Annotated in this window: 19 protein-coding genes; 14 read left to right on the forward strand and 5 right to left on the reverse strand. The window is 73.9% G+C overall.

The window, feature by feature from the left end; all coding sequences use genetic code 11:
- Window positions 1-40: 40 nt before the first annotated feature.
- Window positions 41-1,801: a dolichyl-phosphate-mannose--protein mannosyltransferase gene (locus tag ACSNOD_RS01500; RefSeq protein WP_436764840.1), complete on the reverse strand. Its 1,761-nt coding sequence runs from the start codon at window positions 1,799-1,801 to the stop codon at window positions 41-43.
- A gap of 163 nt (window positions 1,802-1,964) precedes the next feature.
- Between ACSNOD_RS01500 and rsmI the strand changes: the two genes are divergently transcribed.
- From rsmI to ACSNOD_RS01530, 6 genes are all read left to right on the forward strand, one after another.
- Complete coding sequence (rsmI, locus tag ACSNOD_RS01505) at window positions 1,965-2,852, forward strand: 16S rRNA (cytidine(1402)-2'-O)-methyltransferase (protein ID WP_436764841.1); 888 nt, start codon at window positions 1,965-1,967, stop codon at window positions 2,850-2,852.
- 232 nt (window positions 2,853-3,084) lie between these two features.
- Window positions 3,085-3,618, forward strand: coding sequence for a hypothetical protein (locus tag ACSNOD_RS01510; protein ID WP_436764842.1), 534 nt, complete (start codon window positions 3,085-3,087; stop codon window positions 3,616-3,618).
- Window positions 3,619-3,764: 146 nt separating this feature from the next.
- Entirely contained in the window at window positions 3,765-4,793 is a 1,029-nt protein-coding gene (locus tag ACSNOD_RS01515) for a TatD family hydrolase (protein WP_436764843.1), read from the forward strand.
- An 811-nt stretch (window positions 4,794-5,604) separates the two neighbouring features.
- A complete protein-coding gene (locus ACSNOD_RS01520; RefSeq protein ID WP_436764867.1) occupies window positions 5,605-6,828 on the forward strand; it encodes a ubiquitin-like domain-containing protein in 1,224 nt (407 codons plus the stop codon).
- Window positions 6,825-7,727: a 16S rRNA (adenine(1518)-N(6)/adenine(1519)-N(6))-dimethyltransferase RsmA gene (rsmA, locus tag ACSNOD_RS01525; RefSeq protein ID WP_436764844.1), complete on the forward strand. Its 903-nt coding sequence runs from the start codon at window positions 6,825-6,827 to the stop codon at window positions 7,725-7,727. Before ACSNOD_RS01520 ends, rsmA begins: the two co-directional genes overlap by 4 nt.
- Window positions 7,724-8,734 carry a 4-(cytidine 5'-diphospho)-2-C-methyl-D-erythritol kinase gene (locus tag ACSNOD_RS01530; RefSeq protein WP_436764845.1) on the forward strand — a complete coding sequence of 337 codons (1,011 nt, stop codon included), beginning with the start codon at window positions 7,724-7,726 and terminating at the stop codon, window positions 8,732-8,734. The genes rsmA and ACSNOD_RS01530 overlap by 4 nt, the downstream gene beginning before the upstream one ends.
- Window positions 8,735-8,818: 84 nt before the next feature.
- Here the strand turns inward: ACSNOD_RS01530 and ACSNOD_RS01535 are convergent, their stop codons facing one another.
- A complete protein-coding gene (locus ACSNOD_RS01535) occupies window positions 8,819-9,634 on the reverse strand; it encodes an AfsR/SARP family transcriptional regulator (protein WP_436764846.1) in 816 nt (271 codons plus the stop codon).
- A 446-nt stretch (window positions 9,635-10,080) separates the two neighbouring features.
- Here ACSNOD_RS01535 and ACSNOD_RS01540 point away from each other — a divergent pair, with 446 nt between their 5' ends.
- The 5 genes from ACSNOD_RS01540 to ACSNOD_RS01560 all read left to right on the forward strand — a co-directional run bounded on the left by ACSNOD_RS01540 (window position 10,081) and on the right by ACSNOD_RS01560 (window position 18,005).
- Complete coding sequence (locus tag ACSNOD_RS01540; protein ID WP_436764847.1) at window positions 10,081-14,145, forward strand: amino acid adenylation domain-containing protein; 4,065 nt, start codon at window positions 10,081-10,083, stop codon at window positions 14,143-14,145.
- Window positions 14,146-14,168: 23 nt separating this feature from the next.
- A complete protein-coding gene (locus ACSNOD_RS01545; RefSeq protein WP_436764848.1) occupies window positions 14,169-14,369 on the forward strand; it encodes an MbtH family protein in 201 nt (66 codons plus the stop codon).
- Window positions 14,370-14,439: 70 nt separating this feature from the next.
- Window positions 14,440-16,788 carry a glycoside hydrolase domain-containing protein gene (locus ACSNOD_RS01550; protein ID WP_436764849.1) on the forward strand — a complete coding sequence of 783 codons (2,349 nt, stop codon included), beginning with the start codon at window positions 14,440-14,442 and terminating at the stop codon, window positions 16,786-16,788.
- A 3-nt stretch (window positions 16,789-16,791) separates the two neighbouring features.
- Window positions 16,792-17,268 carry a hypothetical protein gene (locus ACSNOD_RS01555; protein WP_436764850.1) on the forward strand — a complete coding sequence of 159 codons (477 nt, stop codon included), beginning with the start codon at window positions 16,792-16,794 and terminating at the stop codon, window positions 17,266-17,268.
- Window positions 17,265-18,005 (forward strand): hypothetical protein, encoded by a 741-nt coding sequence (locus ACSNOD_RS01560; RefSeq protein WP_436764851.1) that lies wholly within the window; start codon window positions 17,265-17,267, stop codon window positions 18,003-18,005. Before ACSNOD_RS01555 ends, ACSNOD_RS01560 begins: the two co-directional genes overlap by 4 nt.
- Here ACSNOD_RS01560 and ACSNOD_RS01565 read toward each other — a convergent pair.
- Together ACSNOD_RS01565 and ACSNOD_RS01570 are read right to left on the reverse strand one after the other, a co-directional pair.
- A complete protein-coding gene (locus ACSNOD_RS01565; RefSeq protein WP_436764852.1) occupies window positions 17,993-18,475 on the reverse strand; it encodes a DUF2809 domain-containing protein in 483 nt (160 codons plus the stop codon). The genes ACSNOD_RS01560 and ACSNOD_RS01565 overlap by 13 nt on opposite strands.
- Complete coding sequence (locus ACSNOD_RS01570) at window positions 18,472-19,113, reverse strand: hypothetical protein (protein ID WP_436764853.1); 642 nt, start codon at window positions 19,111-19,113, stop codon at window positions 18,472-18,474. The genes ACSNOD_RS01565 and ACSNOD_RS01570 overlap by 4 nt, the downstream gene beginning before the upstream one ends.
- Before the next feature lie 172 nt (window positions 19,114-19,285).
- On the opposite strand from ACSNOD_RS01570, the gene ACSNOD_RS01575 reads away from it, so the two are divergent.
- Entirely contained in the window at window positions 19,286-19,612 is a 327-nt protein-coding gene (locus ACSNOD_RS01575; protein ID WP_436764854.1) for a hypothetical protein, read from the forward strand.
- Window positions 19,613-19,675: 63 nt separating this feature from the next.
- Here the strand turns inward: ACSNOD_RS01575 and ACSNOD_RS01580 are convergent, their stop codons facing one another.
- Window positions 19,676-20,047 (reverse strand): YybH family protein, encoded by a 372-nt coding sequence (locus ACSNOD_RS01580; RefSeq protein ID WP_436764855.1) that lies wholly within the window; start codon window positions 20,045-20,047, stop codon window positions 19,676-19,678.
- 119 nt (window positions 20,048-20,166) lie between these two features.
- On the opposite strand from ACSNOD_RS01580, the gene ACSNOD_RS01585 reads away from it, so the two are divergent.
- Together ACSNOD_RS01585 and ACSNOD_RS01590 are read left to right on the forward strand one after the other, a co-directional pair.
- Window positions 20,167-21,051 carry a LysR family transcriptional regulator gene (locus ACSNOD_RS01585; RefSeq protein ID WP_436764856.1) on the forward strand — a complete coding sequence of 295 codons (885 nt, stop codon included), beginning with the start codon at window positions 20,167-20,169 and terminating at the stop codon, window positions 21,049-21,051.
- 170 nt (window positions 21,052-21,221) lie between these two features.
- Complete coding sequence (locus ACSNOD_RS01590; RefSeq protein WP_436764857.1) at window positions 21,222-21,731, forward strand: hypothetical protein; 510 nt, start codon at window positions 21,222-21,224, stop codon at window positions 21,729-21,731.
- Window positions 21,732-21,768 lie beyond the last annotated feature (37 nt).

Raw genomic sequence — 21,768 nt, forward strand, 5'->3', positions numbered from 1 at the left:
ATCACCTGATCAAGGGCGTGCCGCGGCGCACTTTACGGCATTAGATCCACGTGTCGAGCCACATCCGCTGACGCCAGGAGTCCACCGGAATCGGTTGTCCGGTGTAGAGCGGGAAGAAGTAGACGAAGTTCCAGGCGATCAACAGAACGAGCACTCCGGCGCCGATCGCGCCCAGCACCCGGCGGCGCTCCGACGACCCCGGCGGCCCCAGGATCGCCCCGATCATCATCGCCACCGCGAGACAGAGGAACGGCACGAACACGACCGCGTAGAAGAGGAAGATGGTGCGCTCCTGGTAGAGGAACCAGGGCAGCCAGCCGGCCGCCACCGCGCACAGGATCGCGCCCGCGCGCCAGTCGCGGCGCAGCGCCCAGCGGTAGAGCAGGTACAGCAGCGCGAAGCAGGCGGCCCACCACAGCAGCGGGGTGCCGATCGCCAGGACCTCGCGGGCGCACTTGTCGACGGTGTCCCGCGCGCAGCCCTCCTTGCCGGGCTCCGGCGAGCGGTAGAAGTACGAGACGGGCCGGCCGAGGACGATCCAGCTCCAGGGGTTCGACTGGTACGTGTGGTCCGTCGTGAGGTTGGTGTGGAACTGGTAGACCTCCGCCTGGTAGTGCCACAGGCTCCGCAGCGGCGCGGGCACCCAGCTCCAGTCGCTGTTCTCGCGGCCGCCCGTGGTGGCCCAGTCCCGGAAGTAGCCGCCCTTGCTGGCGAACCAGCCGGTCCAGGAGGCGAGGTAGACGGCCAGGGCGACCGGCACGAGCGAGGCGAAGGCGGGGGCGGCGTCCCGGCGGAGCACCGCAGCCCGCGGCCGCCGGGCGCCGGCCACGCGCCGGGCGCCGACGTCCCACAGAACGGTCAGCAGGCCGAACGCGGCCAGCAGATAGAGGCCGTTCCACTTGGTTCCGCAGGCGAGTCCCAGACAGAGGCCGGCCGCGATCCGCCAGGGGCGCGCGCCCAGGCGCAGCCGCCCGGCGATGTCCGGGTCGGGCCGCACGTCGCCCGCGCCGTCGGGCGGCAGCGCGGCCGCCAGCCGGGCGCGGGCCCGGTCCCGGTCGATCAGGAGACACCCGAAGGCCGCCAGCACCCAGAACATCAGCACCAGGTCCAGGAGCGCGGTGCGGCTCATGACGAAGTGCAGCCCGTCGAGCGCGAGCAGTGCCCCGGCCAGACAGCCCAGGGCGGTGGAGCGGAACAGCCGGCGGCCGATGCGGCACAGCATCAGAACGGAGAGCGTGCCGAGCACCGCCACCATGAAGCGCCAGCCGTACGGATTCATCCCGAACAACTGTTCGCCGATCGCGATCGTCCACTTGCCGACGGGCGGATGGACGATGTACGACGCCTCCGTGCCCAGCGGGGTCTGCGGCGGCGTGCCGACGAGCAGTTCGTTGGCGTCCTTGGGCCAGGTCGCCTCGTAGCCGTGCTGGAGCAGCGACCAGGCGTCCTTGGCGTAGTACGTCTCGTCGAATATCACGTCGTGCGGGCTCTCCAGCCGCCAGAAGCGGAGGAGGCCCGCGCCGAGCGCCACCAGCAGCGGCCCGCCCCAGGCCGACCACCGGGCCAGCCGCAGCGCGGCGTCGTGGCCGAGCCCCAGCATGGTCCACAGCCGGGTGGCGGGGGCGGGGTACGGCGGCACGAGCCGGTCGCGGACGGGTGTCCGCGGCCGGGGGGCGTGCCCGAAGCGGCGCAGCCGGCGCTCCCATGCGGACGGGGCCGCGTGGGGGCCCGCCGCGGGGGTGGCCTGCTCGCCGAGCGCCTGGGGGGCTCCTGTCGCGGTGTCACTCGTCACGTGCGCCATCGTAAGGAACGCGGCGCCGTCACCGGCCCTCCCCCCGCGACGCCGCCGGGCCCGCGGCCCCGGGGGTCACCGGCCCGCCGCCCCGGGTGCCGCCCGTCCCTCCCCGCGACGCCGCCGGGCCCGCGGCAGGCGCCCCCGGCGGCGCCTCTGGGACCATGGGGGCGTGACTGGAACCCTCGTACTCGCCGGCACCCCCATCGGTGACATCTCCGACGCCCCGCCCCGCCTCGCGGCCGAGCTCGCCGCCGCGGACGTCGTGGCCGCGGAGGACACCCGGCGGCTGCGCCGGCTGACCCAGGCGCTGGGCGTGCAGACCACCGGCCGGGTCGTGTCGTACTTCGAGGGCAACGAGGCGGCCCGCACCCCGGAGCTCGCCGACGCCCTGGTGGAGGGCGCCCGGGTGCTCCTGGTGACGGACGCCGGCATGCCCTCGGTGTCCGACCCGGGCTACCGCCTGGTCGCCGCGGCCGTGGAGCGCGGCATCAAGGTCACCGCGGTGCCGGGCCCGTCGGCCGTACTGACCGCGCTCGCCCTGTCCGGGCTGCCCGTCGACCGTTTCTGCTTCGAGGGCTTCCTGCCGCGCAAGGCCGGCGAGCGGCTGTCGCGGCTGCGGGAGGTGGCGGACGAGCGCCGCACGCTCGTCTACTTCGAGGCCCCGCACCGCCTCGACGACACCCTCGCGGCGATGGCGGAGGTGCTGGGCGCGGAGCGCAGGGCGGCCGTGTGCCGGGAACTGACCAAGACGTACGAGGAGGTCAAGCGCGGCCCGCTGAAGGAACTGGCGGCGTGGGCGGCCGAGGGCGTGCGCGGCGAGATCACGATCGTGGTGGAGGGCGCCCCGGCGCCGGTCCCGGGCGACCTGGACCCGGCGGAGCTGGCCCGCCGGGTGGCGGTCCGCGAGTCGGCGGGGGAGCGGCGCAAGGAGGCGATCGCGGCGGTCGCGGCCGAGGCGGGGCTGCCCAAGCGGGAGGTGTTCGACGCGGTGGTGGCGGCCAAAACGGCCAAGTCGGCGAAGCCGGCCGAGCCGGCGGAGGGCGCGCCGGGGGCCTAGCGCCGTCCCTTTTCCCCGGCCGCGCCGCGAGGACGCCCGGGGCGAAGTAAAGGATTATCGTAAAAAGCAAAGCTTGGGTCGCGTGCACGGCCGGCTACGACAACCGCCTGCCAAATCTCCGCCAACAGGTGGTTGGAGGGGCGGCGTTTCGGCCAGGAGAGGCGTTCATTGGACGTGGGACGCCCCGTCCCGAAGAGCGCGCGAACTTGTCCGCAGGACAAGAGGAGCTGGCATGAGTGAGTTCGCAGGAACCTCGCACGGTGTCCCCCCGATGACCCACGGCGGCCCGGCCGCCGCCCCGCCCCCCGCGCACGAGGCGTACGCCTTCGCCTGCATGCGCTGCGGCTACGGGTGGGAGCAGGACTACGAGATAGAGCACCACGTGGACGCCACGGGGCGGGCCTTCGTCACGTATCTGGCGGACGGCCGGCGCGTGCCCTCGCCGCTCACCCGGCCCACGTGCCAGAACTGCGGTGGACACCTCGTGCGGATCATGCGCTCGGGCCAGGTCTCCTCCGTGCGGACCCGCCGGCCCCACACGCTGGGGACCGTGCCGCCCGCCGGGCCGGTCGAGGCCCCCGTACTGCTGTCGGCTCCGCCGGCGCCGTCCGCGGCCGAGCGCCGGGCGGCCCGGCAGGCGGAGAAGGCGGCGCGCAGGGCGGCCGGCTCCGGCGCCGCCGAGGGCGGCAAGGGCGCCGAGGGCGCCAAGGACCACCACTGGCACCTCTCCGATCTGCTCCACCCCTTCCAGCGCCGACAGAACTGACGACAGCCGACGACAGCCGACGCCGGTCGACACCGGCCGACGAGCGCACAGGGCCGAGGCGGGCGGCTCGCGGGGGGAGCGCGCCTCGAACGGACGTACGGGGCCGGCCCGGCCGGCTTCGTACGTCCCCGCCTAGACTCGGGCGCATGGCGGCAGCAGCACATGGCACGGGTTCGAACCCCTCGGCGACCACCCCTTCGACCGGCGGCGCGGCCCGCGCGGGCTCGGGCGGCAAGGGCAGCACGGCCGAGAAGGCCGGCAAGGCCGACAGGACGGCCGCGCCGCCGCTGCCGGAGCCGCTGCGGGTGCCCGTCGCCGACTCCCACACCCACCTCGACATGCAGTCCGGCACGGTCGAGGAGGCGCTCGCCAAGGCCGCCGCGGTCGGCGTGACCACCGTCGTCCAGGTCGGCTGCGACCTGCCCGGCTCGCGCTGGGCCGCCGAGACCGCCGCCGCCCACGACGCCGTCTGGGCCACCGTCGCCCTGCACCCCAACGAGGCCCCGCGCATCGTGCACGGCGTCGACGGCGCGTCCGGCCCCTCCGGCGGGGCGGCCCCGCAGGCCCCGCGGCTGGGGCGGACGCCCCTCGACCCGCTGCCGCCCGGCGGTGACGCCGCCCTGGAGGAGGCCCTCGCCGAGATCGACCGGCTGGCCGCCCTGCCGCAGGTGCGCGGCGTCGGGGAGACCGGCCTGGACTTCTTCCGTACGGGCCCCGAGGGCATCGCCGCGCAGGAGTACTCCTTCCGCCGCCACATCGACATCGCCAAGCGGCACGGCAAGGCCCTCGTCATCCACGACCGCGACGCCCACGACGACGTGCTGCGCGTGCTCGACGAGGAGGGCGCCCCGGACACCGTCGTCTTCCACTGCTTCTCCGGCGACGCCGACATGGCGAAGACCTGCGCCGACAAGGGCTATCTGATGTCCTTCGCCGGCAACGTCACCTTCAAGAGCGCGCAGCCCCTGCGCGACGCGCTGGCGGTCGCCCCCCGCGAGCTGCTGCTCGTGGAGACCGACGCGCCGTTCCTGACCCCGGCGCCCTACCGCGGACGGCCCAACGCGCCGTATCTCATTCCGGTCACGCTGCGGGCCATGGCGGCGGTCAAGGGCGTCGACGAGGATGCGCTGGCCGCGGCGATCTCGGCGAACACGGCGCGCGCGTTCGGTTACTGATCGATAACTTTCGGCCCCGAACGATCTTCGCTCGTACGGCGGAGCACAGGGTAGCGCGACAACGGACCGTGACGGTCCCGCTTTGGTGAGTGACCGGCCCGCCCGCTACAGTCCGGTTCCCGCCGCCCAGAAGCGTGACCGTGACCACGGGAGAGTCGTGAGCAGAGAGTCGTGCCGACCGCCGTCGTACGGGGCGTACGAGGAGGAGTACGTCTCGCCGTGGGCACCCGAGCCGGTGCCGGTGCCCGCGCCGTCGTCCTACGGCCAGGACGGGCGGGACGGACAGAACGGGCGCGGCGGTCCGGGCGGGCACGGCGGGCGCGGAGGTCAGGCGTACGAGCCGGTGCCGTCCGGCGCGATGCCGTGGCCCCGCAGCGGCGAGTCGGCCGCCTGGGCGCCCTGGAGCGAGCCCGAGCCGCCGCACGCCGGGGCCGGCCCCGCGGGGGCGTACGACGCGGGGCACGGCCCGGGACAGGTCTCCGCCGGCGACGGGTACGGCGGCGGGCGCGAAGGCTACGGCGACGGGCACGGCGGCAGGCGCGACGCGTACGGCGGTGGGCGCGCCGGATACGGCGGATACGACGAGCCGGGCGGGCCGGGTGAGCACGACGCGTACGCGGCCTGGGCCACGGCCTTCGCCGAGCCGCCCCTCGCGTCGCTCGCCGAGCCGCCGGCCGAGCCCTACGAGCCGTACTCCGCGCCGTACGAGCGGCCGGCGGGCGCGGGCGGTCGCCACGCGGGCCGCCCGGCGGGGCCCGACACGGACCACCCGGCCCGGGACGAGCACCCCGACGAGCACGCGGACGAGGCCCTGGACGGAAGCGCGGACGCGGATGCGCACGAGCCCGGGAACGGCGCGCCGCCGGACGGCGCCCCGGCCGACGCCGCCCCCGGCGGGCGCGCCGCCGCCCGCCGCGCCGCCCGCGCCCGCCGCCGCACCCGCCCCGAGTCCCTGCGCCGCCTCGTCCCCCAGGCGCTGGTCGTCGCCTTCCTCGCCGGCGGCACCTCCGCCTTCATCGCCGACGACAAGGCCGTCAAGCTCAGCGTCGACGGCGTCCCGCGCACCCTGCACACCTTCGCCGACGACGTCGACGAGCTCCTGGAGGACGAGGGCGTGCCCGTCGGCCGGCACGACCTCGTGGCCCCCGGCCTCGACCACGAGCTCTCCAGCGGCGACGAGATCGCCGTCCGCTACGGCCGGCCCGTCATGCTCACCCTGGACGGGCAGCGCCGCCAGGTGTGGACCACCGCCCGCACGGTCGACGACGCGCTGCGCCAGCTCGGCGTGCGGGCCGAGGGCGCCTATCTGTCCGCCTCCCGCCACTCGGCCATCTCCCGGGGCGGCCTGGACCTCGACGTCCGTACGGAGCGCACCGTCACCTTCATGGCCGACGGCCGCGAGCGCACCATCCGGACGAACGCCGCCACGGTCCGCGAGGCCGTTGCCGAGGCCGGCCTGGTGCTGCGCGGCCAGGACACCACCTCCGTGCCGCTGGACAGCTTTCCGCGCGACGGCCAGACGATCTCCGTCCTGCGGATCACCGGCAGCAAGGAGGTGCGGGAGGAGGCCATCCCCTTCCGCACGGTCCGCCGCGCCGACCCCACCCGCTTCAAGGGCACCGAGGTCGTGGAGCAGCAGGGCCGCCAGGGTGTGCAGCGCGTCACCTACGCCCTGCGCACCGTCAACGGCGTCAAGCAGCGGCCGCGCCGGCTGAAGACGGAGATCGTCAAGCGGCCGGTGCAGCAGGTGGTGCGGGTGGGGACGAAGCCGATGCCGACCTCCGTCGCCGGCGCCGACCAGTTGAACTGGGCCGCGATGGCGCGCTGCGAGTCCGGCGGCCGGCCGAACGCGGTGGACGCCTCCGGCACGTACGGCGGGCTCTACCAGTTCGACACCGCCACCTGGCGGGGCCTCGGCGGCCAGGGTCGGCCGCAGGACGCGTCCGCCGCGGAGCAGACGTACCGGGCCAAGAAGCTCTACATGCAGCGGGGGGCGAGCCCCTGGCCGGTGTGCGGCCGTAAACTTCACCAGTGAGCACCAGCCCCACCACCGACGCCGCTGGCGAGCCCGGCCCCCTGCTGGGCCCCGCCGACATCCGCGAACTGGCCGCAGCGCTGGGCGTACGCCCGACCAAGCAGCGCGGCCAGAACTTCGTCATCGACGCGAACACCGTCCGCCGCATCGTCCGGACCGCCGGTGTGCGGCCCGACGACGTGGTGGTCGAGATCGGGCCGGGGCTCGGGTCGCTGACCCTGGCGCTGCTCGAGGTCGCGGACCGGGTGATCGCGGTCGAGATCGACGACGTGCTGGCGGGCGCCCTGCCGGCGACCGTCGGCGCGCGGCTGCCCGAGCGCGCCGACCGCTTCGCCCTGGTCCACTCCGACGCCCTGCGCGTCACCGAGCTGCCCGGGCCCGCGCCGACCGCGCTGGTCGCCAACCTCCCCTACAACGTCGCCGTGCCCGTGCTGCTGCACATGCTGGCGACGTTCCCGACCATCGAGCGGACGCTGGTGATGGTCCAGGCGGAGGTCGCGGACCGGCTCGCCGCGCCCCCCGGGTCGAAGGTCTACGGGGTGCCGTCGGTCAAGGCGGCCTGGTACGCGGAGGTGAAGCGCGCCGGGTCGATCGGCCGCAATGTCTTCTGGCCCGCGCCCAACGTCGACTCCGGGCTGGTGTCGCTGGTGCGGCGGGCCGAGCCGCTGGCGACCGGGGCCTCCCGGGAGGAGGTCTTCGCGGTCGTGGACGCGGCCTTCGCGCAGCGGCGCAAGACCCTGCGGGCCGCGCTGGCCGGCTGGGCGGGGTCCGCGGCGGCGGCCGAGGCGGCGCTCGTGGCGGCGGGCGTCTCACCGCAGGCGCGTGGCGAGTCCCTGACGGTGGAGGAGTTCGCGCGCATCGCCGAAGCGAAGTCGACGATTCAAGGAGGGGGACTGTGACGGACACCTCGCCGGAGGCGCCTGAGACGCCGAACGCGCCGGGAACGCCGCGGTCCGCTGACGCGCCGCGCGCCGCCGTCACCGTCCGCGTGCCGGCGAAGGTCAACGCCCAGCTCGCGGTCGGCGGCCTGCGCGCCGACCGCTTCCACGACCTCGCCAATGTCTTCCTCGCCGTCACCCTCTACGACACCGTCACCGCCACCCCCGCCGACGCCCTCACGGTGACCGTCGCCGGCCACGACGCCGACCAGGTGCCCACGGACCGGACCAATCTGGCCGCCCGCGCCGCCGAGGCGCTCGCCGCCCGGCACGGCCTGGAGCCGAACGTCCACCTCCACATCGAGAAGGACATCCCCGTCGCCGGCGGCATGGCCGGCGGCAGCGCGGACGGCGCCGCCGCGCTGGTGGCGTGCGACGCCCTCTGGGGCACCCGGGCCTCCCGGGAGGAACTCCTGGAGATCTGCGCGGAGCTGGGCAGCGACGTGCCGTTCAGCCTCGTCGGCGGGGCCGCGCTGGGGCGGGGCCGGGGAGAGCTGCTGACGCCCGTCGAGGTCGGCGGCACCTTCCACTGGGTGTTCGCCGTCGCGGACGGCGGGCTGTCCACGCCCGCGGTGTACGGGGAGTGCGACCGGCTGCGCGAGGCGTCGGGGCGCGGCGCGACGGAGGCCGACGTACCGGCGCCGGACGCCGACCCGGCCCTGCTGGCCGCCCTCGCCTCCGGTGACCCGGCGGCCCTCGCGGCGGCCCTGACCGCCGGCCCGGACGGCTCCAGCAACGACCTCCAGGCGGCGGCCGTCTCCCTGCGCCCCTCGCTCGCCGACACCCTGGCGGCCGGTACGGACGCGGGCGCGCTGGCCGCGCTCGTCTCCGGGTCCGGCCCGACGTGCGCGTTCCTGGCGAAGGACGGCGAGGCGGCGGGCCGGATCGCCGACGCGCTGCTCGCCTCGGGCACCTGCCGGGCGACCCGGGTGGCCGCGTCCCCGGCCCCCGGCGCGACGCTGCTGTAGACACCCGTAAACCCGTGAACCCGTGAACCCACGGCCCGGGCGCCCCCGAAGGGGCACCCGGGCCGTGGGCCTGCCGGGAACGATTCAGAGCGCCAGCGGCATGCGGTACGGCTCGGCCGGCGACGGCCCCAGCACCGCGAAATCGTGCCGCAGGATGGCCTGTTCGAGCGCGAGCAGCCGCGGCCCGGGGGCGATGCCCAGCTCCTGGGCGAGGACGGCCCGCGCGTTGCGGTAGACGGCCAGCGCCTCCGACTGCCGCCCCGCGTGGTAGAGCGCGAGCATCAGATCGGCGTGGAACCCCTCCCGGAAGGGGTGCTCCGTGACCAGCTCCAGCAGCTCCCCGATCGCCTGGAGGTGCCCGCCCAGCTCGATGTCCAGGGAGATCCGCAGTTCGAGCGCGGCGAGCCGCTCCTCCTCCAGCCGGGTGGCCACCGCCTGCAGCGCGGGGCTGCCGGCGTCCGCGAGCGCGGGCCCGCGCCGCAGGTCGAGCGCGTCGTTGAGGCGTCGCACGGCCGCCTCGGGGATGTCGCGGCGGCGCAGCTCCTCCGCCTCCCGGACCAGCGCCCGGAACCGGTCGACGTCCACCTCCGCGCCCGTACGGCTCAGTTCGTAGCCGGAGGCGTAGGAGCGCACCGCGTCCGCGGGCGCGCCGGCGGCCCCCAGGGCGCGGCGCAGCATCCAGATGCTGGTCTGGAGCTGGGCGGCCGCCGTGCGGGGCGGCTGTTCGCCCCAGGTGTCGTGGATGAGCCGGTTGATGGGCACGACCTGGCCGTGCGCGAGCGCGAGCGAGGACAGCACGCGGCGCTGTCTCTCCCCGCCCAGCGCGACGGTCCGGCGCGCGGCGGCGGTCACGGGTCCCATCAGGGCGATACGGATGCGGTCGGTCTCGTGCGGACGCACGGGTTCACCAGTACTGATGTCGAACTCCTCCCCCGTTGGCCGGTTCCGCTCACCGCGTGACCGGCCCTGACGGAGCCCGTACGGGACGGACTCGGGTGAGTGGCGCGGCGCTTGTGGCGCCTGATGTCACTCCGTCATGAACCTTACTTTATTCGGTACTTATCGGTAAAGATCCCGGAAATTAGCAACAAACCTGCGAAATGACTGCTGTGTCAGGTGCGCTCACAAAACCACTGTGATCCGCCGCCGGCACCGGCCCCCCGCCGGGCTCTCTCGATGCTCTCTCCACCCGCTCTTCACGTTCTCTCCCCGCGCTCTCCCCCTGAGCTCCTTCCAGTCTCCACCCGCTCTCCCCGCGCTCTCCGCCGGGTGCCCGGCCGACGCCGAGGGGCGGACGAGAGACCGCCGAGAGTCGGTGAAGAGAGGGGCGGCGCACAGTTCCGACCATGGGCACAGGTACGACTCCGGACACCGCTTTTCCGTTGACCGCCGCGCAGGCGGGGATTTGGTACTCACAGCAATTCGACCCGGGCAACCCCGTCTTCGCCGTCGCGGACTGCCTGGAGATCGCGGGCTCCGTCGATGTCGCCCTGCTCCAGGAGGCCGTGCGCCGCGCCGTGGCCGAGGCCGAGGCGCTGCACGTCCGCTGTGCCGACGGCGGTGACGGCACCGACACCGGTGACGGCGCCGACGGTGGCCACGAGGGCCCCGTACAGAGGACAGCCCCCGTCGACCCCGCCGGCATTCCCGTCCCGCTCGTCGACCTGAGCGCCGAGGCCGACCCGCGCGCCGCCGCCGACCGCTGGGCGCGCGCCGAGCTGGAGCGCCCGCTCGACCCCCGTACCGGCCCCCTGTTCACCCAGGCCGTGCTCAAGCTCGACGAGCGCACCCACCGCTGGTTCCAGCGCTGGCACCACGTCGCCTTCGACGGCCTCAGCAGCTCCCTGGTCGCCCAGCGTGCCGCGGCCGTCTACACCGCGCTCGCCGCCGGCGCCCCCGTGCCGCCGAGCCCGTACGGGCGGCTGGCCGACCTCGTCGAGGAGGACCGGGCCTACCGCGCCTCCGCCGACCGCGAGGCCGACCGCGCCTACTGGCTGGAGCGGATGGCCGACCTGACCGACGTCGTCGGCCTCACCGAGCGCTCCGCGCCGCTGGCCCACGCCCTCACCCGGGTCACCGGCCACGTCCCCGCCGCCGAGCGCGACCTGCTGAACGAGGTCGCCGCCGCGGCCGGCACCGACTGGCCGCGGGTCCTCATCGCCGCCGTCGCCGCCTACGTCCACCGCACGACCGGCACCGACGACGTGGTGCTCGGCCTGCCCGTGCCCAGCCGCCGGGACGCCACCGTGCGCGCCACGCCCGGCATGGCCTCCAACATCATTCCGCTGCGGCTGACGGTCCGCGCCCACACCACCTTCGCCGACCTGGTCCGCCAGGTGGCCGAGGAGGCCGGCCGCGCCCTGCGCCACCAGCGCTACCGGTACGAGGACCTGCGCCGCGACCTGGGCCGGCTGGAGGACGGCGGCCGGCTGTTCGGCCCCCAGGTCAACATCCTGCGCTTCGACTACGACCTGGCGTTCGGCGACTGCGCCGCCACCCCGCGCAACCTCGCCCTCGGCCCCGTCGACGACCTGATGTTCGCCGTCTACGACCGGCCCGACGGCCTGCGCCTGCACGTCGACGCCAACCCCGACGTGTACACCCCCGAGCAGGTCGCCCGCCACGACCGGCACCTGCGGCTCTTCCTCGCCCGCGCGCTCGCCGCCCCCGAGCGGCCCATCGGCGCCGTCGACCTGCTGGAGGAGGACGAGCGCCACCGGCTGCTGGAGGAGTGGAGCCGCGGCGGCCACGCGCCCCGCGAGACCCCCGTGCCGCAGGGCCACGCCGCCGAGAGCCTCGCGCCCCGGCCCGAGCTCTCCCTCGCCGAACTCTTCGAGGCCCGCGCCCGCCTCGTCCCCGACGCCCCCGCCGTGACCGCCGAGGGCGAGCCCACCCTCACCTACGGCGAGCTGAACGAGCGGGCCAACCGGCTGGCCCGGCTGCTGGTCGAGCGCGGCGCGGGACCCGAGCGGTTCGTCGCCGTGGCGCTGCCCCGCTCCGCCGACCTGATCGTCGCGCTGCTCGCCGTCGTGAAGTCCGGCGCGGCCTACGTCCCCATCGACCCGGACTACCCGGCCGACCGCATCGCCTACATCCTCGGCGACGCCGCCCCCGAACTGCTCGTCACCACCGGCGCGGCCGCCGCCTCGCTGCCCGCCTCCGAGCTGCCCACCGTGCTCCTCGACGACGCGGAGTCGGCCGCCGCCCTGGCCCGGCGCTCCGGCGCGGACCTGACCCAGGACGAGCGCACCCGGCCCCTGTCGCCGCACCACCCCGCGTACGTCATTTACACCTCCGGCTCCACCGGCCGCCCCAAGGGCGTCGTGGTCCCGCACCGCAACGTGGCCGCGCTGTTCGCCGCCTCCGAGGGGCTCTTCTCCTTCCGCGCCGACGACGTGTGGACGATGTTCCACAGCTACGCCTTCGACTTCTCCGTCTGGGAGCTGTGGGGCCCGCTGCTGCACGGCGGCCGGCTGGTGGTCGTCAGCTACGCGGCCAGCCGCTCCCCGGAGGACTTCCTCGCCCTGCTGGTGAGCGAGGGCGTCACCGTGCTCAACCAGACCCCCTCCGCCTTCTACCAGCTGGCCCAGGCCGACCAGGACGACCCGGAGCTCGGCTCCCGACTCGCCCTGCGGTACGTGGTGTTCGGCGGCGAGGCGTTGGACCTGGGCCGGCTCGCGGACTGGTACGCCCGCCACGCCGACGACGCGCCGGTGCTGGTGAACATGTACGGCATCACCGAGACCACCGTCCACGTCAGCCATGTCGCCCTGGACGCGCCGCTGGCGGCCACCGCCCCCGGCAGCCTCATCGGCACCGGACTGCCGGGCCTGCGGGTGTACGTCCTCGACAGCGGCCTCCAGCCGGTGCCGCCCGGCGTCACGGGCGAGATGTACATCGCCGGCGATCAGGTGGCCCGCGGCTACCTCAACCGGCCCGGCCTCTCCGCCGAGCGCTTCGTGGCCGACCCCTTCGGCCCCGCCGGCTCCCGGCTCTACCGCTCCGGCGACCTGGCCCGCTGGACCGCCGACGGACAGCTCGAATACCTCGGCCGCGCCGACGAACAGGTCAAGATCCGCGGCTTCCGCATCGAACTCGGCGAGATCGAGGCCCAGCTGCGGGCCTGCCCCGGGGTCCGCGACGGCCGGGTCGTGGTCCGCACCGACGCCGTCGGCGACGGCGTCCTCACCGGCTACGCCGTGCCCGAGGCCGGCGCCGAGCTGGAGCCGGCGGCCCTGCGCGCGGAGCTCGCCGAGCGGCTGCCCTCCCACATGGTGCCCTCCGCCGTCGTCGTCCTCGACGACCTCCCGCTGACCGCCAACGGCAAGCTGGACCGCAGGGCGCTGCCCGAGCCCACCCTCACCGGCTCGCGCGCCGCCGTACCGCCCCGCGACGAGCTGGAGCGCGGCGTCGTGGAGGCCTTCACCGAGCTGCTGGGCGTGACCGGCATCGGCATCGACGACAGCTTCTTCGACCTCGGCGGCGACTCGTTCAAGGCCGTGCGGATCGCCCGGCGGCTGGGCGGCGGGCTGTCGGTGGTCCAGGTCTTCCAGAACCCCACGCCCCGCCGGCTCGCCGAGCACCTGCGCGCCGCCGCGGACGCCGGCGGCGAGCGCCGCGTGCTGCACCGCCTCACCCCCGCGCGGGCGAGCGCGCCCGAGATCACCCTGGTCTGCGTCCCGTACGGCGGCGGCGCCGCGACGGCCTACCAGCCGCTCGCCGAACGCCTCTCCCCGCGCATGGAGCTGTGGGCCGTGGGGCTGCCGGGCCATGACCCGACGGACGCCGACAGCACCCTGCTGACCTGGGACGAGGCCGCCGAGCGGATCGTCGCGGAGATCGGCGAGTCGGTCACCGGGCCGTTCGCCCTCTACGGCCACTGCGCCGGCTCCACGCTCACCACGCTGGTCGCCGACAAGCTGGAGCGCCTCGGCCGCGCGCCGGTGGCGGTCTACGCGGGCGCGGCCCTGCCCGCCCCCGACCCGGCCGCGCTGCTGGACTTCGCCGGCGGCCGCGGCGACGACGAGCCGTACGACTACGACGGGCTGTACGACTACCTCAGCTCCCTCGGCGGCTTCGAGGGCGCCCTCGACGACGAGGACCTGCGCCGGGTGCTGTCCGTGGTGCGCCACGACATGATCCAGGGCGCCACCTTCCAGGTGGCCGCGCGCGCCGGCTGGGACCGCCAGCTGAACGCCCCCTTCCACGTGGTGATCGGGGACGCGGACGAGGCCACCGAGGGCTTCGCGGACGGCCACCTCGACTGGAAGCACTTCGCCTCCGACGTACGGCTCACCGTGATCCCCGGCGCGGGCCACTACTTCGTCAAGCACCAGGCGAAGGAGCTCGCGCAGATCCTGGCCGGCCACCTTCTGGGGACGGCCGAGCCCGCCGGTCCCGCGACCGCGTGACGACGAAAGGCACCGATTCCGCCATGGCGCGCATCAATCCCTTCGAGGACCCCACCGGCAGCTACCTCGTCCTCGTCAACGACGAGGGGCAGCACTCGCTCTGGCCGGCGTTCGTCGGCGTACCCGACGGCTGGAGCGTCACGCACGGCCCCGACGACCGCGAGACGTGCCTGGAGCGCATCAGCGAGCGCTGGGGCGACCTGCGCCCGACGAGCCTCGCCTGACGGCCCTCCTTCTCCTCCAGGGCCAGGGGGGGGACCGCCCCCCTGGCCTGTCACCATCAGAAAGAATCACGTGGACGAGCGAGTACTCCAGGCCCAGAAGTGGGTCAACTCCACCTACAAGGACGTGTCCGGCTTCGTGGCCGCGCCGGAGAACGGCAAAACCGGTTGGCCCACGATGTACGCCTTCACCCGGGCCCTCCAGCACGAGCTGGGCATCACCTCGCTGTCCAACAGCTTCGGCCCCACCACCATGGCCAAGCTGGAGTCCTACGGTGACATCGGCCCCGACGAGCCGAAGAGGAACATCGTCAAGATCATCCAGGCCGCGTTCTGGTGCAAGGGGTACAACCCGGGCGGCATCTCGGGCGAGTTCACCATGTACACCCAGGGCGCCGTCGAGGCGATGATGAAGGACCTGGGCATCGGTGGGCAGTTCAACTACAAGATGAAGCCCAAGGTGTTCAAGGCGCTCCTGACGATGGACGCCTATGTGCTCACCCCGGGCGGCCGGGAGTCGATCCGGTCCGTCCAGCAGTGGCTCAACAGCCGCTACTACGACCGCTCGACCTTCTTCCTCATCCCCACCGACGGCCACTTCTCGCGCGATGTGCAGCGCTCCCTCTATCTCGCGATCCAGTACGAGATGGGGATGAACGACTCCCAGGCCAACGGCATCTTCGGGCCCGGCACCCAGGCCGGCCTGAAGAGCCGCACCCTCCAGGTCGGCTCCAGCGGTGTCTTCGTGCGGCTCTTCCGCGCCGCGATGATCTTCAACAACCGCGAGGTGGCGTTCAACGACACCTTCGACGGCGCGCTCTCCGGGGACGTCTCCTCCTTCCAGGCGTTCTCGATGCTGGCGCGCACCGGCGCCGCGGACTTCCAGACGTGGTGCCAGCTGCTGGTCTCCACCGGGGACCCCTCGCGGCCGGGCAACGCGGCCGACTGCATCCAGACGGTGACCGACGCGCGCGCCAAGGCGCTGAAGGCCGCCGGGTACGACATCGTCGGCCGGTACCTCGACGAGCGGGCCTCCAACAACCCGCTCAACAAGAAGCTCCAGCCGGGTGAGCTGGAGACCATCTTCCGCAACAAGCTGCGGGTCTTCCCCATATCCCAGTACTACGGCGGCGAGGCGAAGTACTTCAACTACCCCCAGGGGTTCCAGGACGCCCTCGGCGCGCACGCGGCCGCCGTCAAGCACGGCTTCAACCGCGGCACCGTCATCTACTTCGCCGTCGACTACGACGCCACCGACGAAGAGATCGCGCAGTACGTCATCCCCTACTTCAACGGGATCAGCGCCGGCCTGAACTCCAAGGGCAAGCGCTATCTGCACGGCGTGTACGGCTCGCGCAACGTCTGCGCGAAGGTCAGCAAGGAGACCACCGCCCGCTGGTCCTTCGTCTCCGGCATGTCCACCGGCTTCTCCGGCAACATGGGCTTCCCGCTCCCGGAGAACTGGTCGTTCAACCAGATCGCCACGGTCTCCGTCGGCTCCGGTGACGGCAGGATCGAAATCGACAAGGACATCGCGCGGGCCAACGCCGACCCGGGCGTCGGCTCGGTCAACAGCGGCAGCTACTCGACGGTCGACGAGTTCGTCGCCGGCGTCGAGCGCCTCTACGAGCTGTCGGTGAAGTACAACCGGTCCGGCTACGGCCACAGCCGCCACGTCCTGGAGTACCTGCGCCACCCCCGCTACACCGACACCAAGTGGATGATGCTCGTCGGCGAGCCGGACGGCGACTGGATCGACTACGTCAACGGCACCGGCTTCGAGATGCTGAAGGAGTTCAAGGACCCCAACAGCGGCTACATGCTCTCGATCGACCACCTGGCCGCCGCGGCCAACGGCATCGACCTGCACGGCCAGGCCTCCGGCCGGGACGTGAACCCCGGGGACTTCGCCGGCTGGGGCGGTGACCTGATCACCTTCTACGTCGACTGGCGCCGGAACGTCGAGCGGTGGTCCTCCGGCTACCAGTACTGCATGGACAACCTCGCCAAGCCGGACGTCGAGACCTCCTTCGGCTTCAACGACATGATCGAGGACATCGACGGCTACAACCTCGGCATGGCGGTCCGCAAGGGCGCCAACATCGTCGAGGAGATCAAGAACCTCTACCAGAAGAACGGCCACCTCTCCCGCTACCGGCGGTTCTACGACGGTCGCTTCGGCGGCAGCGCCGCCAAGGCCGCGGACTTCGCGGACTGCATGCTCACCGACGGCGGCGCGCTCATCGGCACCGCCCGCACCACCCTCATCGAGCTGGAGAGCGGAGGGAAGGTGCTGCTGCCCGAGCTGATCCCCGGCGACAAGCTGGCCGGCTTCTGCAAGGGCTTCGGGGACACCCTGCAGACCCGCGTCGGCCAGGAGAACGCCCGGACCTTCGCGCTCAGGTCGCAGGGCAAGCTGTAACCCATGTTCTACCTGTTCATCGCCGTCATCCTGGCCTTTCCGCTGCTCTTCGCCGTGCGCCTGGTGAAGACCGCCCACGTCTGGGTCACCCGGCGGGAGCTGCGGAAACCCTGGGCACGGATCTGGGGCGATGCCGTCGGGCTGCTGGCGTGCCTCGGCTGCCTGACCTTCCTCGTGGGCTTCGGCTCGACCTTCGCCCTGGACGTGGCCGAGGCGTGCGTGCGGGCGGAGAACGGCGGCACGTCCGAGGGGGCGCCGCACACGAAGGACGACTTCGACGGGGTCGACGAGTCGCTGTTCCCGGTGAGCTACCGGTGCGTGTGGCGGGACGGCACCACCCACGAGCGCGTTCCGGGCTTCGTGAACCCGACTCTGTACACCTTCATGGCCGGGACGGCCGTCACCACCACCCTCGCCCTCGCGTCTGCGGTCCACGCGCGGACCGGGCGGGCGGGCAGTTCAAGGAGAACCGAAACATGAGTGCAGCAACGCCGCGGACGACGCGCCGGCGGATTCTCACCGCCTCGCTCGGAGTGGCGGGCGCCGGCGTCCTGTGGTCGGCGGGCGCCGCGCACGCGGCCCCCGCCAGGGCCGCGACCCCCGCCGCGGACCCCGGCCGGGGCACCGGGCAGGCCGCGCCCGACACCTGGACCAGGAGCACCAGCGAGAACGGCTGGCCCGTCACCGGCGTATCGGGCGACGTCAAGGCGGCGAAGATCGAGGGCAGCAACGCCCCGGTGGTGATCCGTACGGGCGAGGTGGCGACGGTGCTGCTCTATGTGGCGCGCCGCTTCCACTACGAGATAGCCACGCTCGAACCCGGCGACGTCGTCGGTCACGTCACCGAGCGCGAGGTCCACGCCGCGTACGAGAGCAACCACCTCTCCGGCACGGCCCTGGCCATCCGCCCCGGCTCGTACCCCGGCGGGGTCAAGGACGGCTTCTTCCCCCACCAGCAGGTGGTCATCCGCGACATCCTCGCCGAGTGCGACGGCGTCGTCCGCTGGGCCGGGGACGACGCGAAGCGCCCGAAGGAGAGCCACTTCCAGATCGACGTGCCCCCGGGGGACGCCCGTCTCCACAAGCTGGCCGCGAGGTTCCGCCTCCAGGCGGAAGCCCCCGGCCAGGGCGCGGGAGCCCCCGACTACCTCCCCTTCACCCCGCCCCGCCTCAGCAGGGCCGAGTCCCTCCGCGGCGAACAGCGTCAATCCGCCTGACGCCCCCCTTGGACCAGGGCCCGGGACCGCCCCCCGTCGGTTCCGGGCCCTGCGGCGTGGCGCGCCGGCCTGGCGGCGGCGGCGCGGTGCGCCAGACCGGCGAGGGCGGCGCGGTGCGCCAGTCCGGCCAGGGCGGCGCCCACCGCGTACCAGAGGAGATCGGGGGCGTTGAAGGTCGAGCCCAGCACCAGGCGGGCCAGGGTGCTCCGGCTCGACAGCTCCGCGGGCACGCCCGTCAGCTGCGCGAACTCGATCGCGCAACTGATCACCAGGGCGGTGCCGGCGGCCACGGCGGGGCGCACGCGGGGCGCGGCCACGACGATCAGCGCGTGGACGAGGACCGTGTAGAGCGCGTCCCCCGCGTACTTGGCGGCCTCGCCGCCCAGGGCGGAGCGGACGCCGAGCCCGGCCGCGACGGTCAGCAGCGCGGCGGCCCCGGCCACGGCCCGCGTCTTCGTACGATCCCTCATCCGCTCACTGTAGAAGCCGGCCGGAGCGCCGGGGGACGCCCGAGGTCGGGCTCGCGGTACGCGACCCCCGCCCCGCCCATCCAGGACGGGTCCTGCGCGCACTCGCCCCCGCTGTGCCCGCGCAGCCGCGCCCGCTTCGGCTCCCACTCCACGCTGATCGCGTACTCGCCCTTGTTCGCCCGCACTTCGAGGTCCTCGCTCCTGCCGACCGGGCCGAAGGCCGAGACGCGCCACCCCGTGGCCTCCAGGTGGTCGCGCAGCCGGCCGAGCGCGGGCCGCGCCTCCTCGCCGACGCCGGTCACCGACCAGCTCTGGTGGAGGCGGTAGGCGCCCTCCACCTGCTTGTCCTGGAGCCCGGAGAGCAGCCCGTCCCCGTAACAGTCCCCGACCCCGTACGTGTTGTTGTCCGAGTGGTCGGTGAAGCCCGGCTCGACGGTGCGGGCGATGCCGAGCGCGGCGTACGCGTCCTGCGCGTTGCCGGAGACGCGCTGCGCCATGACGGCGGGCTCGACGCGTGGATAGGGCGTGTCCGCGACGACGTACACCAGGCCGACCACGGCCAGCAGCAGCACCGCGCCGCAGCCGATGCCCGTCGCCCGGAGGGCCTTCCCGCGCCGGGGTGTCCCGTTCTCGGTCATGGACCGGACGGTAACGCCTGTGGCCGCGCGTGCGAATCGGGGCGGGTGCTCACCCGGGCGTAGGGGAACGTACTCAGTCCGGATCGTCCGGGGCCGTGTCGCGAGAAGCGCACGCCGCGGCGCCTTCGCCCCCTAAGCTGCCCGTTGCGGGGGCTGACTGGGGAGGCTGGACATGGGCGAGCCCGAGGACGGCGACCGCATCCGTTTCGTCGAGACGTGCTCGGGGCTCCTGGACGGGGCCTACGCCGTCATCGCCGGAAGCTGGCAGGGCAGCCCGCGCGCGAAACTGGAGCGGCCCGACCCGTTCGGCCGTGAGGCGGTGCTGCTGACGCCGGACGACAAGGTCGAGGTCGTCGCCCCGGCCGCGGCCCGCGCTCCGCTGCGGCTGCCGTTGTGCTGCTCGTGCGGCGGCAGCGGCAAGATCGAGTGGACGGACGAGGACGGGTGGCAGCACGAGGCGCCGTGCGGGACGTGTGACGGCCAGGGCGAGACGGGTTAGCGGGACCCGGCCCCGCCCCCGCCGCTTCGGGTCGCCGCGGGGGCCTCGCTCGGCCCTGGAGCCTCAGGCCGTCGCCGGGACCTCGGGGCGGTCGATGACGCGCAGCCACGTGCCGTCCGGCTGGCGCCGCGCGACCTGGACGCGGCCGCCCGTGCCGTCGGAGTCCTTCGTCGAGGTGAGCGCGAGGTCGCCGTAGCGGACCGTCGGCAGCGGCTCCTCGAACGGGAACGGCAGCGGTGCGTTCTCGACCAGCCGCTCGCACACGGCCCGGATCGCCTCCCGCCCGACCGTCACCGCGCCCGCCGGGTAGGCGAGCACCGCGTCGGGCGCGTAGAGCAGCGAAAGCCCTTCCGCGTCACGGGCGTTGGCGCGCTCGACGAAGAGTCGGGCCAGGTCCTCGGGGGTACGGGCGACGGCGCGGGGGTTCTCGGACATGGTGCGGGTGCTCCTCGTCTTCGTGCGGTTTGCGGGTGGTTTTCCCTGCACCGCCACTCTTCCGCCGCCGGAGCCAGAAGTCCAAGAGATGGCAGGTCTCGTAACTAGAATCGGCGGTTATGGAACTGCGTCAGCTCGAGTACGTCGTGGCCGTGGCCGAGGAGCGGAACTTCACCCGCGCCGCCGAGCGGGTCCATGTGGCCCAGCCGGGGGTCAGCGCGCAGATCCGCCGGCTGGAACGGGAGCTGGGCCAGGAGCTGTTCGACCGCTCCGGCCGCTCGGTGCGGCTGACCGAGGCGGGCGAGGCGGTCCTGCCGTACGCGCGGGCCGCGCTGGCCGCCGTCGAGGGCGTCCGGCTGGTGGTCGACGAGCTCACCGGCCTCCTCCGCGGCCGGGTCGCCGTCGGCACGGTCACCTCGCACAACGTCGATCTGCCGGACCTGCTCGCCGCGTTCCACGACGACCACCCGGGCGTCGAGATCACCCTCACCGAGGGGAACACGGACGACCTCGTGGCGGCGCTGCGCACCGGGGGCCTGGACGCGGCGATCGTCAGCCTCGGGCGGAGGACCCCGGACGGACTGGGGATCGAGGTGGTCGACGACCAGCCGATCGTCGCGGCCGTCGCCCACGGCCACGAACTCGCCGTGCACGAGGTCGTCTCGCTGGACACGCTGCGCGGCCGGCCCCTGATCAGCCTGCCGCGCGGCACGGGGCTGCGCGCCCGGCTCGACGAGGCGTGCGCGGAGATCGGCTTCACCCCGCGCATCGCCTTCGAGGCCGGCGACCTCGATGTCCTCGTCCAGCTCGCCGCGCGCGGGCTGGGCGCGGCGATCCTGCCGGGCGCGTACGCCGCGGCGCGCTCGGACCTGCTGCGGCCGATCGCCCTCAACAAGCCCGCGCTGCGCGGCCGTCTGGCCTTCGCCTGGCGCGCGGCCGGCCCGGGCTCCCCGGCGGGCCGCGCGTTCGTGGCCCGGGCCCGCGACGCGCTCAGGGCTCGTTGACGCTCTTTCGCCACGTCAGGCGCGGGTGCGCCGGTCGCCGCCACCCGTGTGAGTGATGCGAGCCATTTGCCCGGGATAGCACAATTCTTCCCAGGGTGGTGCGCACCGTCCTCCGACAGCGATTCCGGCCGGCCACGGGTGGCCGGGCCGACGAGCAAGGAGGACGATCGATGACGTACGCACTTCCCCGGAGCCGCCGCCGGGCCGCCTTCGCGGCCGTGGCCGGCGGGCTGCTGGCGCTCAGCTCCGTGCCCGTCGGCTTCGCGGCCGAACGGGACGCGGACGCGGTGGTCATGACCTGCCGCGCGACATTCAGGATGACGGTCAGCGGCCTCACGGGTGAGGCCCAGGGCAACGGAAGCGTCCGCTGCACGTCGCTCTCCCGCCCGGACCTCGTCGGCGGCAGCATCGAGATGCAGGGGACGTTCTCCAGGGCGGGCTCGACGGTGACCACGAACACGACCGACCGGATCTTCTTCCCGAGCACCGGCGACCGGATCGTGCTCACCATGACCAGGACGTTCGAGAACAACTTCGGCCAGGTGCGGGAGACGGGCAGCGGCAACACGACGGCGGGGGTCTTCCACCCGGCGAGGGAAACGGAATCGGGTAGCGGCACGGCGGACGGCACCGGGACGATCTTCGAGCTCAACCCGGTCGACATGACGTTCGAGCAGTGAGGGGGCGGGGGCTCCGGCCGCCGGCCGCGTACGGGGT

The sequence above is a fragment of the Streptomyces sp. URMC 123 genome, assembly GCF_051386515.1.
Taxonomy (GTDB): Bacteria; Actinomycetota; Actinomycetes; order Streptomycetales; family Streptomycetaceae; genus Streptomyces.

Bases quoted from the DNA above. Each gene is read 5' to 3' on its own strand.
- ACSNOD_RS01500 (WP_436764840.1), bottom strand. From the start codon at position 1,801: ATGGCGCACGTGACGAGTGACACCGCGACAGGAGCCCCCCAGGCGCTC.
- ACSNOD_RS01510 (WP_436764842.1), top strand. From the start codon at position 3,085: ATGAGTGAGTTCGCAGGAACCTCGCACGGTGTCCCCCCGATGACCCAC.
- ACSNOD_RS01515 (WP_436764843.1), top strand. From the start codon at position 3,765: ATGGCGGCAGCAGCACATGGCACGGGTTCGAACCCCTCGGCGACCACC.
- ACSNOD_RS01540 (WP_436764847.1), top strand. From the start codon at position 10,081: ATGGGCACAGGTACGACTCCGGACACCGCTTTTCCGTTGACCGCCGCG.
- ACSNOD_RS01545 (WP_436764848.1), top strand. From the start codon at position 14,169: ATGGCGCGCATCAATCCCTTCGAGGACCCCACCGGCAGCTACCTCGTC.
- ACSNOD_RS01555 (WP_436764850.1), top strand. From the start codon at position 16,792: ATGTTCTACCTGTTCATCGCCGTCATCCTGGCCTTTCCGCTGCTCTTC.
- ACSNOD_RS01560 (WP_436764851.1), top strand. From the start codon at position 17,265: ATGAGTGCAGCAACGCCGCGGACGACGCGCCGGCGGATTCTCACCGCC.
- ACSNOD_RS01565 (WP_436764852.1), bottom strand. From the start codon at position 18,475: ATGAGGGATCGTACGAAGACGCGGGCCGTGGCCGGGGCCGCCGCGCTG.
- ACSNOD_RS01570 (WP_436764853.1), bottom strand. From the start codon at position 19,113: ATGACCGAGAACGGGACACCCCGGCGCGGGAAGGCCCTCCGGGCGACG.
- ACSNOD_RS01575 (WP_436764854.1), top strand. From the start codon at position 19,286: ATGGGCGAGCCCGAGGACGGCGACCGCATCCGTTTCGTCGAGACGTGC.
- ACSNOD_RS01580 (WP_436764855.1), bottom strand. From the start codon at position 20,047: ATGTCCGAGAACCCCCGCGCCGTCGCCCGTACCCCCGAGGACCTGGCC.
- ACSNOD_RS01585 (WP_436764856.1), top strand. From the start codon at position 20,167: ATGGAACTGCGTCAGCTCGAGTACGTCGTGGCCGTGGCCGAGGAGCGG.
- ACSNOD_RS01590 (WP_436764857.1), top strand. From the start codon at position 21,222: ATGACGTACGCACTTCCCCGGAGCCGCCGCCGGGCCGCCTTCGCGGCC.